Raw genomic sequence first — 15,541 nt, forward strand, 5'->3', positions numbered from 1 at the left:
GCCGCTGGGACCTCTTGAGGTGGACATCTCCGTGACCCACTGCGGCGTCTGCCACACCGATATAGGCATGATCGACAACAGTCACGGGATCTCACGGTTCCCGGTGGTAGCGGGGCATGAGGCTGTCGGGGTGATCACGGCATTGGGTGACGCCGTGGACCGCTCCCGCCTCACTCTGGGACAGCGTGTGGGAATCGGCGCGTACGCGGGGTCGTGCTTCGCCTGCGAGTGGTGCATAACCGGCCGCCAGCACCTGTGCCCGGCCGGCGACGCAACCGTCTTCCGCGGCGACCGCGGCGGGTTCGCCACTCAACTCCGCGCCAGCGACTGGCGGCATGTGCACCCGCTCCCGGACGTCATCACCTCCGAGCAGGCAGGGCCGCTGCTGTGCGCCGGTGCGACCGTTTTCTCGGCCATCGTGCGTCACGACGTCCGGCCCACAGACCGGGTCGCCGTCGTGGGTGTGGGCGGTCTGGGCCACCTGGCCATCCAGTTTCTGGCCAAGTGGGGCTGCCACGTCACCGCCGTTTCCAGGAGTGCCGAGAAGGCGGACGACGCCCGCCGTTTCGGCGCCCACGCGGTCGTCACCCCCCCCACGACGGGTTCGAGGACCTGGCCGGCTCGTTCCACTTCGTACTGTCCACCGTCTCGGGTGATCTGCCGTGGGACACGTACCTCAACGCGTTGCGCCCTCAGGGAACCCTGTGCGTGGCCGGCGTCCCCGACAGCAGCTTCACCGTGCACCCACTCAGCATCCTGACGGGCGAAAGAAAACTCGCGGGAGGCCTCACCGGGACGCCCGCCGAGACCCGGCAGATGCTTGACTTCGCCGCGCGCCACGGGATCCGCCCCGCCACGGAGACATACCCGGTCTCCCGCATCAACGAGGCGCTCGACCACGTTCGCCGTGGTCGAGCGCGCTACCGCGCCGTCCTTGAGATGTGAGCGTCGTAGGCCACTGCCCTGCCTCCTCGCCGACACGGCGCCCGGCGATCCGTGGGAGCAAGCCGTCAAGGCCTGCCCGACCGTTCTGTGCCACCGCGACGCCGGGCAGACGGTCGACCGCCACCTGGCGCAACCGGTGACGGCCCATCCCGGACGGGAGAATGAACCGCCCCGGTTCGGCAGGTCGGCCGGCGCCGATGGCCCTGCGGCCCACCCTTGACTCGGCCCGTGGAATCACGGGGGGGGAAGCGAGCGGGCCGCCCCGAAAAAGAGGGCCCGGTCGGGCGGCCCTCAGTACTCCGGTCTGACTTCGCGATCTTGCGGCGGACCCGGCTGGGAACGGGTACGGCCGTCGGCGTCCTTCGCCGGGTCCATCCGCTCCAGTACGGCGTTGGCGTCGAGCCCGCGCGGCAGGGGCAGCTGGACGATGTAGCCGGTGCACGCCGGGTCGGCGTTGAGTTCGTCGATGACGCGCTCCACCTGCTCCTGGGTCGCGTCGGCCGGCAGCTCGCGCCGGATCGAGGCGATCCCGACCTGCGCGCAGTCGCGGTGTTTGCCGCCGACGTAGGCGTGGCTGCCGGGGTCGTCCCCGACCAGTACCGTGCCGAGGCCGGGTACGACGCCGCGTTCGGCCAACGCCGCGACGCGGCTGGTGAGTTCGGTGCGGATGGCGGCCGCGGTGCGTCGCCCGTCGAGGATGGTGGCGTTCATTCGTCTCCCCTTTGCCGGCCCTGTCGGCCTCACCGGCCGCGGAGGATCATCGGCATGACCTGCCGGGCGTTGCTTTATACGCAACGCATATCGAAATGCGCAACACGCAGTGCAGCCCGTCCGGAGCACTGTCAAGAGGTGATTGCCGGGGCTGTGCAGGCGAGTTGAAGTACCGGCATTCGGCCGGGGCGACGCCCCGACGCGCAGGTGGGCGAGGTCGGAACGGGGGCTTGACCGCGAACCGTCACGTCCGGACCATGTTGCGTATCAAACACGCTGTTGCGTATTGCGCTTCTCCTTGGAGGCCCGATGTCCGCTCGACCGCAGCCCGCGCGCGAGTTCGTCCTCACCGTCTCGTGCCCCGACCGCTCCGGCCTCGTCCACGCCGTCACCGGCTTCGTCGTCCAGCACTCCGGGAACATCGAGGAGAGTCAGCAGTTCGACGACCGACTGCAGGACCGCTTCTTCCTCCGTATGCGCTTCCATGTGCCGGATCCGGACACGTCGCTGGACGATCTGCGTTCCGGTTTCGCGCCCGTCGCGGAGGCGTACCGCATCTCCTGGAATCTCTACGAGGCGTCGACCCCCACCCGTACGCTGATCATGGTGTCGAAGTTCGGCCACTGCCTGAACGACCTGCTCTTCCGGCGCAGCACCGGCGCGCTCAACGTCGAGATACCGGCGATCGTCTCCAACCACCGCGACTTCGAAGCCCTGGCGGAGAGCCACGGCATTCCGTTCCACCACATCCCCGTGACGCGGGAGACGAAGCCCGAGGCGGAGGCGCGGCTGTTGGAGCTCGTCGACGAGCTCGACATCGACCTGGTGGTTCTCGCCCGCTACATGCAGATCCTCTCCAACGACCTGTGCAAGCAGCTCGAAGGCCGGGCGATCAACATCCACCACTCGTTCCTGCCGAGCTTCAAGGGCGCGCGGCCGTACGCCCAGGCGCACGACCGCGGCGTCAAGCTCGTCGGAGCCACGGCGCACTACGTCACCCCGGACCTCGACGAGGGACCCATCATCGAGCAGGACGTGGTCCGCGTGGACCACTCGCAGGGGCCCGAGAACCTGGTCGCCCTCGGCCGCGACGTCGAGGCACAGGTCCTCGCCCGCGCGGTGAAGTGGCACAGCGAGAGCCGGATCATGGTCAACGGGAACCGTACGGTCGTGCTGCGCTGACCTGCCGTGCCCCTACCCGTACCGTTACCGGGAAACTTCGTGCAGGGGCGCCGGCGCGCTGGTGCGTCCGTCAGGTGCCGAGGTCCACTGCGCGGGACACAGCGGCGCCGGGGCGTGGGGCGGGTGCGGCCGCCGCGGTGCTGACGGCCCCTCCCGTGTCGAGGAAGCGGCTGAGCGGCAGGGTGGCGGCGCCGACGGTGACCGCGTCCGTGCCGAGGCGGCCGAGTTCGATGGTGGCGCGGGCCGCCGGGTAGCGCAGTGCGTAGGCCGCGGTGGCCTCCCGTACGGCGGGCAGCAGGCGGGTGCCGAGGAGGAGGCCGGCCCAGCCGGCCAGCACGATGCGTTCGGGGTTGAAGAGGTTCACCAGGTCGGCGATGCCCGCGCCGAGGTATTCGGCGGTCTCGGCGAGGACCTCGGCGGCGGCCGGGTCGTCGGCGGCGAGGAGGGCGGCCAGCGCTCCTTCTTCGCCGGCGCCCGGGGGTGTCGTGCCGCCCGCTTCCTGCCACCGTTCGAGCACCGCTTCGGCGCCGACGTACGCCTCCAGGCAGCCGCGGGCGCCGCACCGGCAGCGGCGGCCGCGCAGCTGCATGGTGGTGTGGCCCCACTCCCCCGCGCCGTGCGCGGCGCCGCCGTACGCGCTGCCGTCGGTGATCACGCTGGCGCCGACGCCGGAGCCGATGAGGGCGATGACGGCGTCGCGGGCGCCCCGCCCGGCGCCGAACCACATCTCCGCCTGGCCGAGCGTCTTGGCACCGTTGGACACGAACAGCGGTGTGTCGTGGCCGAGTTGGGCGGCTTCGCGGAGCAGGGACTCCAGGGGGACGGCGTCCCAGCCGACGGTCTGGCCGTGCACCACAGCGCCGCCGCGCGCCGGGTCGTCCGCGACGATGCCGGGCACGCCGACGCCGATGCCGAGCAGCGGGCCGTGCGGGACGTCGGTGCCGCGCACCGCCTTCAGCCCGTCGGCTATCAGGCGGACCACATGGGTGACGTTGTGGCCGTCGTCCTTCAAGGGATGTTCACAGCGGGCCAGCTCGGTCATCGACACGTCGAAGAGTTCCACGCGTATTCGTGTCTCGCCGACGTCCACCCCGATGAGCGATCCGGCGCCCGGCGCGACCCGCAGCAGGATGCGCGGGCGGCCGCCGTCGGAGTCGACCGAGCCCGCCTCCTCCAGCAGCCCGTCCGCGAGGAGTTCGGCGGTGACGTTGCTGACGGACGCCGAGCTCAGGCCGGTCAGCGCGGCGAGTTCCTGGCGGCTCAGCGGCCCTTCCAGGTACAGCCGGCGCAGCAGTCGCGCGCGGTTGCCGCGGCGCAGATCACGGACCGTCCGGCGGTGGCGTTCGGGCATGTGGCTCCTTCCTTTCCCTTCCTTCCTCGGCTCCTTCCCCGGCAACTTACCGGTGCCGAGTGTCTTGACGACCCCTTCTTTCACTACTTAACTCACGCTTTAAGTTAATACGGAGCCGCGTTCAGAGCTTTGATGCTCGCCTCCTGGAGGGGCCACAACGACCATGCGTAGAACCCGTATGGCGGCAGTCGCCGCGCTCACCACCGCACTGACCGCCGCCCTGGCCACGGGCTGCGGCGGCGGCACCGCCCTCGGCGGCGGTGCCAACAACGACAGTCCGAAGGAGCTGACCTACTGGGCGACCAACCAGGGGTCCAGCCTGGAGGCGGACAAGAAGGTGCTCGGCCCGGAGCTGAAGAAGTTCGAACAGCAGACCGGGATCAAGGTCCATCTGGAGGTCATCCCCTGGGCCACCGTCCTCGACCGGATCCTCGCCGCTGCGTCCTCCGGTCAGGGCCCGGACGTGCTCAACCTCGGCAACACCTGGTCCTCGTCGCTGCAGAAGAGCAACGCGCTGCTGCCGTTCGACGCCAAGAACTTCAAGAAGATCGGCGGCAAGGACCGCTTCGCGCCGGCGCCGATGGCCGCCACCGGCGCGGCCGGCAAGGATCCGGCCGCGGTGCCGCTGTACTCGCTGACGTACGCGCTGTACTACAACAAGCAGATGTTCAAGGAGGCGGGCATCTCCCGGCCGCCCACCACCTGGGACGAACTTGTCGCGGACGGCAAGAAGCTCACCAAGGACGGCACGTACGGGCTGGCCATGGAGGGCGGCAACCCGGTGGAGAACGCGCACCACGCCTTCGTCTTCGGCAAGCAGCACGGCGCCGACTTCTTCGACGCCTCGGGCAAGCCCACCTTCGACAAGCCCGCGAACGTCGCGGCCGTCAAGCAGTACATCGACTTCCTCGCCAACGACAAGATCGCCGCGCCCGGCAACGCCGAGTACGCGCAGAACCAGTCGGTGCGGGACTTCGCCACCGGCAAGGCCGGCATGCTGCTGTGGCAGGCGGCCCGCACCTCGTTGCAGGCGCACGGGATGAAGACCGACGAGTACGGGGTGGCGCCGGTGCCCTTCCAGTCCGGCGGCACGGACGGCCGGCGCAACGTCGACTCCATGGTGGCCGGCATCAACCTCGGCGTCTTCCAGAACACCGACAACGTCGACGGCGCCCTGAAGTTCGTGAAGTTCATGACCTCCACCGAGGAACAGCGGATCCTCACCACCAAGTACGGCTCGATCTCGCCGGTGCTGGAGGCGCAGCGGAGCAAGCCGCGGGACAAGGACGAGGCCGTGCAGCGCGAGGTGCTGGCCAAGAGCGCGGCGCCGCTGCCGCAGGTCCCGGACGAGTCGCAGTTCGAGACGCTGGTCGGCGGCGCCATGAAGGAACTGCTGGCCGACGCCGCGGCGGGCAAGAAGACCGGCACCGCCGAGGTGCAGGCCGCACTGACCAAGGCCCAGCAGCAGATGCAGAAGTGAGACCCGCGCCATGACCACCACCGCACCGCACGAAGCGGCCGGGACGGCGGCGGCCGGCACGTCGCCGTCCGGCGCCTCTCCCCCGAACCGGCCGCCGCGCCGCTCCTTCCTCCCCGATCGGATCCGACGCGGCGGCCTTCCCTACCTCCTGCTGCTCCCCGCCCTCGCCCTCGAACTGCTCATCCACATCGTGCCGATGGTCATCGGCATCGCGATGAGCTTCAAGCAGCTCACCCACGAGTACATCCGCAACTGGGGCTCGGCACCCTGGGCCGGCCTGGACAACTTCCGCATCGCGGTCGACTTCGACGCCCCGGTCGGCCGGGCACTGCTGCACTCCTTCGCGGTGACCTGCGGGTTCACCGTGCTCGCCGTGGGCCTGGCCTGGCTGTTCGGCGTGACGGCCGCGATCCTCATGCAGGACCGGTTCCGCGGCCGCGGCCTGCTGCGCGCACTGTTCCTCACCCCGTACGCGCTGCCCGTCTACACCGCCGTCATCACCTGGTCCTTCCTGCTCCAGCGGGACAACGGGCTGGTGAACCACGTACTGCACGACCAGCTCGGGATCACCGACTCGCCCACGTTCTGGCTGGTCGGTGACAACAGCTTCTGGGCGCTGGTGGTGACGTCGGTCTGGCGCACCTGGCCGTTCGCCTTCCTGATGCTGACGGCCGCGCTGCAGAACATCCCGCGGGAGTCCTACGAGGCGGCGCAGCTGGACGGCGCCGGGATCCGGCAGCAGATCCGGCACATCACCCTGCCGGCCCTGCGCCCCGTCAACCAGGTCCTGATACTGGTCCTCTTCCTGTGGACGTTCAACGACTTCAACGTGCCGTACGTGCTGTTCGGCAAGGCGGCGCCGGAGGCGGCCGACCTGATCTCGATCCACATCTACCAGGCGTCCTTCGAGACCTGGAACTTCGGCTCGGGCTCGGCGATGTCCGTCCTGCTGCTGCTCTTCCTGCTCGTCGTGACGGCCGCGTACCTGCTGGTCACCGGCCGTGGAAGGAGGGGCGAGCATGGCTGAGGCCGGCAAGTCGCCCACCGCGCCGCCCCGGTCCTTCGTCTGGACCCGGCGGGTGCTGCTCACCCTGCTGACCCTCTTCACGGCCACCCCGCTGTACGTGATGCTCAGCAGCTCGCTGAAGCCGCTGCAGGACGTGACCGGTGCCTTTCGGTGGTTCCCCAGCACGGTGACCTTCCAGCCGTACCTGGACATCTGGAAGACCGTGCCGCTGGGCCGGTACTTCGTGAACTCGCTGATCGTGGCGGGCGCGGCGACCGCCTGCTCGGTGGTGATCGCGGTGTTCGCGGCGTACGCGGTCAGCCGCTACCGCTTCCGGGGCAAGCGGCTGTTCACCGTCACGGTGCTGTCCACGCAGATGTTCCCCGGCATCCTCTTCCTGCTGCCGCTCTTCCTGATCTTCGTGAACATCGGGAACGCCACCGGCGTCGCGCTCTACGGTTCGCGCGGTGGCCTGATCCTCACCTACATGACCTTCACCCTGCCGCTGTCCATCTGGATGCTGGTGGGCTACTTCGACTCCATCCCGCGCGACCTGGACGAGGCGGCGCAGGTCGACGGCTGCGGGCCGCTCGGCGCGCTCGTCCGGGTGGTCGTACCGGCCGCCGTTCCCGGCATCGTCGCGGTCGCCATCTACTCCTTCATGACCGCCTGGGGCGAGGTGCTCTTCGCCTCGGTCATGACCAACGACGTCACCCGCACCCTCGCGATCGGCCTGCAGGGCTACGCGACCCAGACCGAGGTGTACTGGAACCAGATCATGGCCGCCTCGCTCGTCGTCAGCGTCCCCGTCGTCGCGGGCTTTCTGCTCCTCCAGCGCTACCTCGTCGCCGGACTCACGGCCGGTGCCGTCAAGTGACCACCGCGGAAAGGAACTCCGTGTCCGACTCGTACCTCGACTCGCTCCCCGACGATTTCGTGTGGGGGACGGCCACCGCCGCGTACCAGATCGAAGGCGCGGCGGCCGAGGACGGCCGCGCGCCGTCCATCTGGGACACCTTCAGCCACACCCCCGGCAAGGTCGACAACGGCGACACCGGCGATGTGGCCTGCGACCACTACCACCGCTGGCGCGAAGACATCGGACTGATGGGGCGGCTCGGCGCGGACGCCTACCGCTTCTCGGTGGCCTGGCCCCGCGTCGTGCCGGGCGGTGACGGGCCGGTCAACAAGGCGGGCCTGGACTTCTACGACCGGCTCACCGACGGCCTCCTGGCAGCCGGCATCACGCCCTACGTCACGCTGTACCACTGGGACCTGCCGCAGGCGCTGCAGGACCGGGGCGGCTGGCCGGCCCGGGAGACCGCCGAGCACTTCGCCGCGTACGCCGCGGTGGTCGCCGAGCGGCTCGGCGACCGCGTCACCCACTGGGCCACCCTCAACGAGCCGCTGTGCTCCGCGTGGATCGGCCACCTCGAAGGGCGGATGGCGCCCGGGCTGACCGACATCGAGGCCGCCGTCCGAGCCTCCTTCCACCTGCACCTCGGGCACGGCCTCGCGGTGCAGGCGATCCGGGCCGCGGTGCCCGGTGCGCAGGTCGGCATCGTCAACAACCTGACGCACTGTGAGCCGGCGAGTGACAGCGAGGCCGACCACGCGGCCGCGCGCCGCTCCGACGGGCACACCAACCGCTGGTGGATGGATCCGCTGCACGGCCGCGGCTACCCGCAGGACATGGTGGAGCTGTACGGCACCGAGCCGCCGGCCCGCGCCGGGGACCTGGAGACCATCGCCGCGCCGCTGGACTGGCTGGGCCTGAACTACTACTTCCGCAACGTCGTCGCCAACGATCCCGGGGGCTCGCTGCCGTACGCCCGGCAGATCGAGCTGCCGGACTCCCGCCGCACCGGCATGGGCTGGGAGGTGCACGCGGCGGGGCTGACGAAGACGCTGCGGCGGATGACCGAGGACTACGGCGCCCGCCGCCTCTACGTCACCGAGAACGGCTCCGCCTACCCCGACACGGTCGGCCCCGACGGACAGGTGCACGACCCGGAGCGGGCCTGCTACCTGGAGGAGCACCTGGCCGCCTGCGCCGACGCGGTAGCCCAAGGGGTGCCGCTCGCCGGGTACTTCGCCTGGTCGCTGCTGGACAACTTCGAGTGGGCCTACGGCTACGACAAGCGGTTCGGCCTCGTCCACGTCGACTACGCGACCCAGCGGCGCACCATCAAGGACAGCGGACGCCGGTACGCCGAGATCGTCCGCGCCCACCGGGACCGGGAGCGCCGCGCGGCATAACACCCCCACGAGCACCGCTCGGGCGCGTCGCCACATCGGATCGCCAAACCCTGCCACGACGCGCCCGGGCGGTTCTGCACCGCCTGTACACAACACGGCCCACATCTTCCGGAGGAGCCGCATCATGGCACACAGGCACCATCAGCATGCCCAAAAAAGATCGCCCGGGACACGGTGGAGGAGGGTGATGGCCGTCTCAGCCGCGCTCGTCATGGCCGCCGCCGGCTATGCCTACGCCGCCCCCGGGCACGGCCGGGCCGCCGCGACCGGCGCCCAGGTGTGGATCACCACGGCCGACGGCACGAAGAAGCTCAGCAGAGCCGCCGACGTGTCCTTCGACGGCAGCAGGCAACAGATAGACATCAGTGTGGACTCCCGGGTGAAGAGCCAGGAGTTCACCGGCGCGGGCGCGTCCTTCACCGAGGCGTCGGCGCACCTGATCGCCGGGCTGCCCCAAGGGCAGCGCACCACCCTGATGAACGATCTCTTCTCGCGGAACGGTACGGGCATCGGCCTGAACTACCTCCGCCAGCCCCTCGGCGGCACCGACTTCGTCGCCCGGCTGCCGTACTACACGTACGAGGACACCAAGGGGTCCTTCTCGATCGACCGGGACACCGCGGAGATCCTGCCGCTGCTGAAGCAGGCCAAGGGCATCAACTCCGGCATCCGCGTGATGGGTACACCGTGGTCGGCGCCCGCGTGGATGAAGGACAGCGGGAAGCTGGCGGGTGGCAAGCTCACCCGTGAGCACTACGGGGACTACGCCGACTACCTGGTCAAGGCCGTCAAGGCGTACGGCGCGGCCGGCGTGCCCGTCGACGACCTCACCGTCCAGAACGAGCCGCTGTTCCAGACGACGTACCCCTCGATGGGCATGTCGGCCGAGGAGCAGGCGGACTTCCTCCGGGTCCTGGACGGCCGGCTGACCGCCGCAGGGCTGCCCACCCAGCTGTTCGCCTACGACCACAACTGGGACCGGCCGGACTTCCCGCTCACCGTCCTGGACCGCACGAAGGACCTCGCCCGCGTCCAGGGCGCGGCCTTCCACTGCTACGGCGGCAATCCCGAGGCGCAGCAGCAGGTGCGGGACGCGGGCAAGCGGGTGTTCTTCACCGAGTGCTCCGGCACCGACAGCGACGACCCGTCGCGTACCTTCGCCGACTCCCTGAAGTGGCAGACGGAGAATTTGGTCATCCGCAGCATGCGCGCGGGAGCGGAGACCGTGGTGCTGTGGAACGTGGCGCTGGACAAGAACGGCGGGCCGCACTTCGGGAACTGCGGCAGCCGCTGCAACGGCGTCGTGGAGGTGAACGGCTCCTCCGTGACCAGGAACGCCGAGTTCTACACCCTCGGCCACGTCGCCAAGTTCGTGGACCGCGGCGCGCACCGCATCGCCTCCACCAGCCAGGGCTCCGGGGGCGTGCAGAACGTGACCTTCGAGAATCCGGACGGTTCGCGGGTCTCCGTCGTGCTCAACGCCACCGGCTCGGCGCAGACCTTCTCCGTGACCGAGAGCGGCAGGTCGCTCCGGTACCAGCTGCCGGCGGGCGCCGTGGCCACGTTCAAGTGGCCCGGCGCCCCCACCGGCTGAGCGGCCCGGCCCCCCTCAGCCGGCCAGCAGGGCCGTGATGGCCTTGTCCAGGGCGCCACCGACGTCCTCGACGTGCAGGTGGCGCCCGTCCACCACGACCGGCTCGCCGCCGACGATCACATGGCTGACGTCGGCGGCGGTGCCGGCGAAGACGGCGTGGGCCAACGGATCACCGGCCCGCGCCCCGGCCGTACGGGGCGAGTCCAGCCGTACGGTGGCCAGGTCGGCGTGTCTGCCGGGAGCGATGCGGCCGGCGTCCCAGCCGAGCGCGGTCGCACCGGCGGAGGTCGCGGCGGTGAGCAGCTCGCCGGCGGTCCAGTGGCCGCGGCGACCGCTGATCAGCCGCTCGTCCAGCTCGATGGCGCGGGCCTCCTCCCACAGGTCGATCATCATGTGCGCGTCGGTGCCGAGGCTCAGCGGTGTGCCGGCCGCCGCCAGCCGCTCGGCGGGGCCGATGCCGTCGGCGAGGTCGCGTTCGGTGGTCGGGCAGAGGCAGACGCCGGTGCGGGACTCGCCGAGCAGCACGATGTCGGCGCCGTCCAGGTGCGTGGCGTGCACGGCCGTCGCGCCCTCGCCCAGTACGCCCTTCTCGTGCAGCAGGCGGGTGGGGGTGCGACCGTACCGCTGGCGGCAGGCGGCGTTCTCGGCGGGCTGCTCGGAGAGGTGGACGTGGAGCGGGACGGCGCGGCGGCGGGCGTCCTCGGCGACGAACGTCATCGCCTCGCGCGGCACGGCGCGCACGCTGTGCACGGCGGCGCCGATCCGCAGCCGTTCGCCGTCCCGCAGGGCGCGGGTGCGCAGGGCCCAGTCCTCGGCGCTGCCGTCGCTGAAGCGCCGCTGCACGCCCGCCAGCCGCCTGCCGTCGATATCGGCCATCAGGTAGCAGGTGTCCAGGAGGGTGAGCCGGATGCCGGCGTCGTCGGCGGCCCGGGCGAGCGCGCGGCCCATGGCGTTGGGGTCGTCGTAGGGGGTGCCGTCGGGGTTGTGGTGAACGTAGTGGAACTCGCCCACGGCGGTGATGCCGGAGAGCGCCATCTCCGCGTACGTGGCGCGGGCGAGGGTGTACATCCGGTCGGGGTCGAGGTGCTCGGCGGCGCCGTACATGACGTCGCGCCAGCGCCAGAAGTCGGTGACGCCGCTCTGGCCGCGGCCGCGGATGGCGCGGTGGAAGACGTGGGAGTGGGTGTTGGCCAGGCCCGGGACGGTGAGTCCGGGCAGTCGGACGGCACCGGGCGGTGCCGGGGTGTTGTCGGTGACGCGGGTGATCCGGCCGTCGGCCACTTCGATGAGGACCTGTTCGGCGACGCCGGTGCCGCCGAGCCAGGCGTACTCGCAATGAAACGTCATCCGGCCTCCCTGATGACGGACCGCCGCGGCCGGTCACGCACCGCGGCGACCACGGAGCTCTCCGTCAACGGTAGTTGACCTCCGAACGACTGGGAACGGCTTGTACGGACGTGGCCTCAAGAGGGCTGTGCCGACGGCGAGTTCAGGATGTCTGCCGTGGGCCGGAACGGCCTTCTTGCGGCGCGGTGGCCGGGGCCGTACCCGTGCTGCCGCGGGCCTCCAGCCGGGGCAGGGGTTCCTGGGTGTGGCCTGCGGGGGCGCCGTCCAGCAGGGCGGTGAGGGCCTGCGCCGCGTGCCGGCCGAAGGCGGCGGTGTCGCGCAGCGGGGCGGTCAGCGCCGGGTGCACGCTGCGGCACAGTACCGAGTCGTCCCAGGCGACCAGGGAGAGCTGGTCGGGGACGCGGATGCCGCGTTCGAGGGCGACGGCGAGCCCGGCGACGGCCAGCACGTCGTTGTCGTAGATCAGGGCGGTGGGCGGCTGCGGCTGGTCCAGCACCCGGCGGGTGGCCGCGGCGCCCTCGCTGTCGGAGTAGTCGGTGGTCACCGAGGTGGCCTCGGTGAGGCCGAGCCGGGCGGCCTCGGCGCGCAGGGAGGCGATCCGGCGCTGGGTGTGGGCGAATTCGGGCAGTCCGGCGATGTGCGTGATACGGCGGTGGCCGAGCGCGTGGAGATGGCTGACGATCGCCGCCATGATGCCGGCGTCGTCGGCGCCGAGCGTGGAGACCGCCGGCGACTCGTCGTCCGCCGTGGCCCGGTCCGCGTCGCCGATCATCACGGCGGGCAGGCCCAGCCCGCCGAGCAGGTCGGGGCGCGGGTCGTCCTGACGCGGGTCGACGACGAGGACGCCGTCCACGCGGTGCTCGGCCCACCAGCGGCGGTAGGTCGCGCACTCCGCGTCCAGCCCCTCGACCACCTGGAAGAGCAGCCCCAGCCCGCGCTCGGACAGCTCCTCCTGGATGCCGGAGACCAGTTGGAGGAAGAAGGACTCGACGCCCAGGGTGCGGGCGGGCCGGGCCAGGACGAGCCCGACGGTGGCGGAGCCCTCGCCGGACAGCGCGCGGGCGGCGGCGCGGGGCTGCCAGCCGAGCTGTTCGGCGACCCGGCGGATGCGCTCCCGGGTCACGGGCGAGACGCCGGGGCGGCCGTTGAGCGCGAAGGAGACCGCGCTCTCGGACACCCCGGCACGCAGGGCGATGTCCTTCATGGTCGGCCGCCGGGCCGGCGTACGGCGCATGTTCCCTCTTCCGCTGCACCTACTAATGCGCTTGAGTGCGCAAAGACTAAAGCGCATTAGCTCTTCGCGCAACGGTTCCGAACTCACGCTTCTGGCCTGGCCTTTCGGGGTGAGGAAAAGAAATACCCGCGAAAAGTGTTGACGCAACTCGGCGGCTGCGGGCACCTTTTGGTGCGCCCACCCAGGACCGACCGAAGGAGCCCTGCGGCCATGCGCACTTTCCGGGGGACACCTGTGCCCAGACCCGCCCGTACCGCCGTACCGCTGCTGGCGGGTGCGCTGCTCCTCGGCGCCTGCGGCAGTGGCGGTGCCGAGGGCGCCGGCAGCGCCGCCGACGGCAAGGTCAGCGGCCACATCACCTTCCAGACCTGGAACCTGCGGGCGCAGTACAAGGACTACTTCAACGGCCTCATCGACGAGTTCGAGAAGGCGCACCCCGGCACGAAGGTGAAGTGGATCGACCAGCCGGCGGAGAACTACCCGGAGAAGCTCAGCGCGGACGCCGGCGGCGGCACCCTGCCCGACGTCGTGAACGTCTCCCCCGACCTGTCCTACCCGCTGGCCAAGGCCGGGCTGCTGATGAACCTCGACAAGGAGCCGGTCACCGCACAGGCCAAACGGGATTACACGCCGGAGGCCTGGCAGGGCAACGAGCTGCCGGGGCTGGACGGCGCGTACGCATTCCCCTGGTACCTCAACACCGGCCCGCTCTTCTACAACAAGGCGCTGTTCAAGAAGGCCGGGCTGGACCCGGCGAAGCCGCCGAAGACGTACGACGAGCTCTTCGCGGACGCCGCGAAGATGGCGAAGTCCTCCGGCGGGAAGGTCGCCACGCTGGCCGGGGTGCCCGCGATCGAGGACTTCGGGCGGTACGGCGTGCAGCTGATGAACGCCGACGCGACGAAGTTCACGTACAACGGGCCGCGCGGTGTGGAGCTGCTGACCGAGTACAAGAAGCTGTTCGAGAGCGGCGGGCTGGACTCGCAGGCGCTGAGCGCCACTCCGGAGAGCGCGGGCCGCAAGTTCCTCCAGCAGCGGGTGGCCATGAATCCGGGCAGCGCGCACGATTTGGCCAACTTCAAGGAGAACGCACCGGACCTCTACAAGAACCTCGGCATCACCGACGCGCCCGCCGACACCGGCAAGCCCAACATGTATGTGATGGGTCTGGGCATCAACGACCGCAGCGAGCACAAGGCCGCGGCCATCGCCTTCGCGCGGTTTGTCACCAACCAGCGCAACCAGGAGTCCTTCGCGCACCAGGTCGCCGTCTTCCCCAGCACCAAGGGCTCGCTGGACAAGCCGTACTGGACGAAGGACGACGGCACCGACGAGGGCCGGGTGCGGGTGGCCTCGGCGAAGATGCTGGACGGCGCGGTCAACTACACGCCCGTGGTGATGACCGACGAGATGAAGACCGTCCTGCAGAACGAGGTCGCCAAGGCGCTGCAGGGTGACAAGTCGCCGAAACAGGCACTGGACGACGCGGTCGCACAGAGCAACCGGCTGCTCCAGCAGGGCTGAGGCATGAGCGTACGGACCCAAGGCGTACGGACTCATCGCGCGGCCAGCCCCTGGCTGTTCCTGCTGCCGGGGCTGGCGGTGGTCGCGGTCTTCGTCCTGTACCCGTTCCTCAGTACGGTGCAGCACGCCTTCACCGACGCCCGCACGCTCACCCCCGGTGTGTGGGTGGGGCTGCGCAACTTCGAGGAGATGCTGCACGACCCGCAGTTCTGGACCGCGCTGCGCAACAGTTCGCTGTACGCGGTGGTCGTCGTGCCCTCCACGGTGCTGCTGCCGCTGCTGATCGCCCTCCTGGTGGAGAAGCCGCTGAAGGGCGTGGTCTTCTTCCGGGCCGCGTTCTACACCCCGGTGGTCGCCTCCGTGGTCGTGGTGGCGCTGATCTGGGTGTGGATGCTGGACGACCGCGGGCTGCTGAACAGCATGCTGGAGACGGTCGGCGCGGGCCCGGTGTCCTTCCTCGGGGACGCCTGGCTGGTGCTGCTGTGCGCGATGGCCCTGACGGTGTGGAAGGGCCTCGGCTACTACATGATCATTTATCTGGCGGCGCTGGCCCAGGTGCCGAAGGAGCTGCACGAGGCCGCGGCCGTGGACGGCGCGGGACCCTTCCGCCGCTTCACCACCGTCACCGTGCCCGCCGTGCGCTCCACGATGGTGCTGGTCGGCGCGCTTTCGTCGGTCGCCGCCTTCAAGGTGTTCTCCGAGGTGTACCTGCTGGCCGGGCCGACCGGCGGCCCGGCCGGCGAGGACAGCACGCTGGTGATGCTCGTCCAGCGCTCCGGCACGGGACTGTCGGGCCGGGTCGGCTACGCCTCCGCGCTCTCCCTCGTCATCTTCTGCATCGCCCTGCTGCTGATGCTGCTGGTGCTCCGCGCCGACCGTAAGGAGAAGACCGCGTGACCCGCGTCGGC

13 protein-coding genes and 1 pseudogene are annotated in these 15,541 nt (G+C 70.5%); 10 read left to right on the forward strand and 4 right to left on the reverse strand.

Translation table 11 applies throughout. The annotated features are described in order from the left end of the window. The first annotated feature begins 67 nt into the window (after positions 1-67). Together IF20_RS03025 and IF20_RS39780 are read left to right on the forward strand one after the other, a co-directional pair. Positions 68-760: an alcohol dehydrogenase catalytic domain-containing protein gene (locus IF20_RS03025; protein WP_234426491.1), complete on the forward strand. Its 693-nt coding sequence runs from the start codon at positions 68-70 to the stop codon at positions 758-760. Further along, on the forward strand, positions 709-945 hold the full coding sequence (locus tag IF20_RS39780; RefSeq protein WP_234426496.1) for an MDR/zinc-dependent alcohol dehydrogenase-like family protein: 237 nt from the start codon (positions 709-711) through the stop codon (positions 943-945). Before IF20_RS03025 ends, IF20_RS39780 begins: the two co-directional genes overlap by 52 nt. A gap of 348 nt (positions 946-1,293) precedes the next feature. Here IF20_RS39780 and IF20_RS03030 read toward each other — a convergent pair. Further along, positions 1,294-1,656: pseudogene (locus tag IF20_RS03030) on the reverse strand (tetrahydrofolate dehydrogenase/cyclohydrolase catalytic domain-containing protein); the annotation flags it as partial. Between the two features lie 309 nt (positions 1,657-1,965). Between IF20_RS03030 and purU the strand changes: the two are divergent. Further along, positions 1,966-2,838: a formyltetrahydrofolate deformylase gene (purU, locus tag IF20_RS03035; protein WP_052863290.1), complete on the forward strand. Its 873-nt coding sequence runs from the start codon at positions 1,966-1,968 to the stop codon at positions 2,836-2,838. A gap of 70 nt (positions 2,839-2,908) precedes the next feature. Here purU and IF20_RS03040 read toward each other — a convergent pair whose 3' ends face one another. Beyond that, positions 2,909-4,189 (reverse strand): ROK family protein, encoded by a 1,281-nt coding sequence (locus tag IF20_RS03040; RefSeq protein WP_052863291.1) that lies wholly within the window; start codon positions 4,187-4,189, stop codon positions 2,909-2,911. A gap of 163 nt (positions 4,190-4,352) precedes the next feature. Here IF20_RS03040 and IF20_RS03045 point away from each other — a divergent pair, with 163 nt between their 5' ends. From IF20_RS03045 to IF20_RS03065, 5 genes are all read left to right on the forward strand, one after another. Then, a complete protein-coding gene (locus IF20_RS03045; protein WP_052863292.1) occupies positions 4,353-5,669 on the forward strand; it encodes an ABC transporter substrate-binding protein in 1,317 nt (438 codons plus the stop codon). Positions 5,670-5,679: 10 nt separating this feature from the next. Next, positions 5,680-6,696, forward strand: a complete 1,017-nt coding sequence (locus IF20_RS03050; RefSeq protein ID WP_052863293.1) for a carbohydrate ABC transporter permease — start codon at positions 5,680-5,682, stop codon at positions 6,694-6,696. Beyond that, a complete protein-coding gene (locus tag IF20_RS03055; RefSeq protein WP_052863294.1) occupies positions 6,689-7,552 on the forward strand; it encodes a carbohydrate ABC transporter permease in 864 nt (287 codons plus the stop codon). Before IF20_RS03050 ends, IF20_RS03055 begins: the two co-directional genes overlap by 8 nt. A gap of 20 nt (positions 7,553-7,572) precedes the next feature. After that, positions 7,573-8,934, forward strand: coding sequence for a GH1 family beta-glucosidase (locus tag IF20_RS03060; protein WP_052863295.1), 1,362 nt, complete (start codon positions 7,573-7,575; stop codon positions 8,932-8,934). A 187-nt stretch (positions 8,935-9,121) separates the two neighbouring features. Further along, entirely contained in the window at positions 9,122-10,528 is a 1,407-nt protein-coding gene (locus tag IF20_RS03065) for a glycoside hydrolase family 30 protein (protein WP_407702432.1), read from the forward strand. A 15-nt stretch (positions 10,529-10,543) separates the two neighbouring features. Here IF20_RS03065 and IF20_RS03070 read toward each other — a convergent pair whose 3' ends face one another. Next, positions 10,544-11,875, reverse strand: a complete 1,332-nt coding sequence (locus tag IF20_RS03070) for a formimidoylglutamate deiminase (protein WP_052863297.1) — start codon at positions 11,873-11,875, stop codon at positions 10,544-10,546. Between the two features lie 142 nt (positions 11,876-12,017). Further along, the gene (locus IF20_RS03075; protein WP_052863298.1) at positions 12,018-13,109 is read right to left on the reverse strand and encodes a LacI family DNA-binding transcriptional regulator; all 1,092 of its coding nucleotides are present in this window, start codon (positions 13,107-13,109) and stop codon (positions 12,018-12,020) included. 210 nt (positions 13,110-13,319) lie between these two features. Between IF20_RS03075 and IF20_RS03080 the strand changes: the two genes are divergently transcribed. Next, complete coding sequence (locus tag IF20_RS03080) at positions 13,320-14,633, forward strand: ABC transporter substrate-binding protein (RefSeq protein WP_052863299.1); 1,314 nt, start codon at positions 13,320-13,322, stop codon at positions 14,631-14,633. Between the two features lie 3 nt (positions 14,634-14,636). Beyond that, entirely contained in the window at positions 14,637-15,530 is an 894-nt protein-coding gene (locus IF20_RS03085; protein ID WP_052863300.1) for a carbohydrate ABC transporter permease, read from the forward strand. The last annotated feature ends 11 nt before the right edge of the window (positions 15,531-15,541 follow it).

This window comes from Streptomyces niger, assembly GCF_000718305.1.
Lineage (GTDB): Bacteria > Actinomycetota > Actinomycetes > Streptomycetales > Streptomycetaceae > Streptomyces > Streptomyces niger.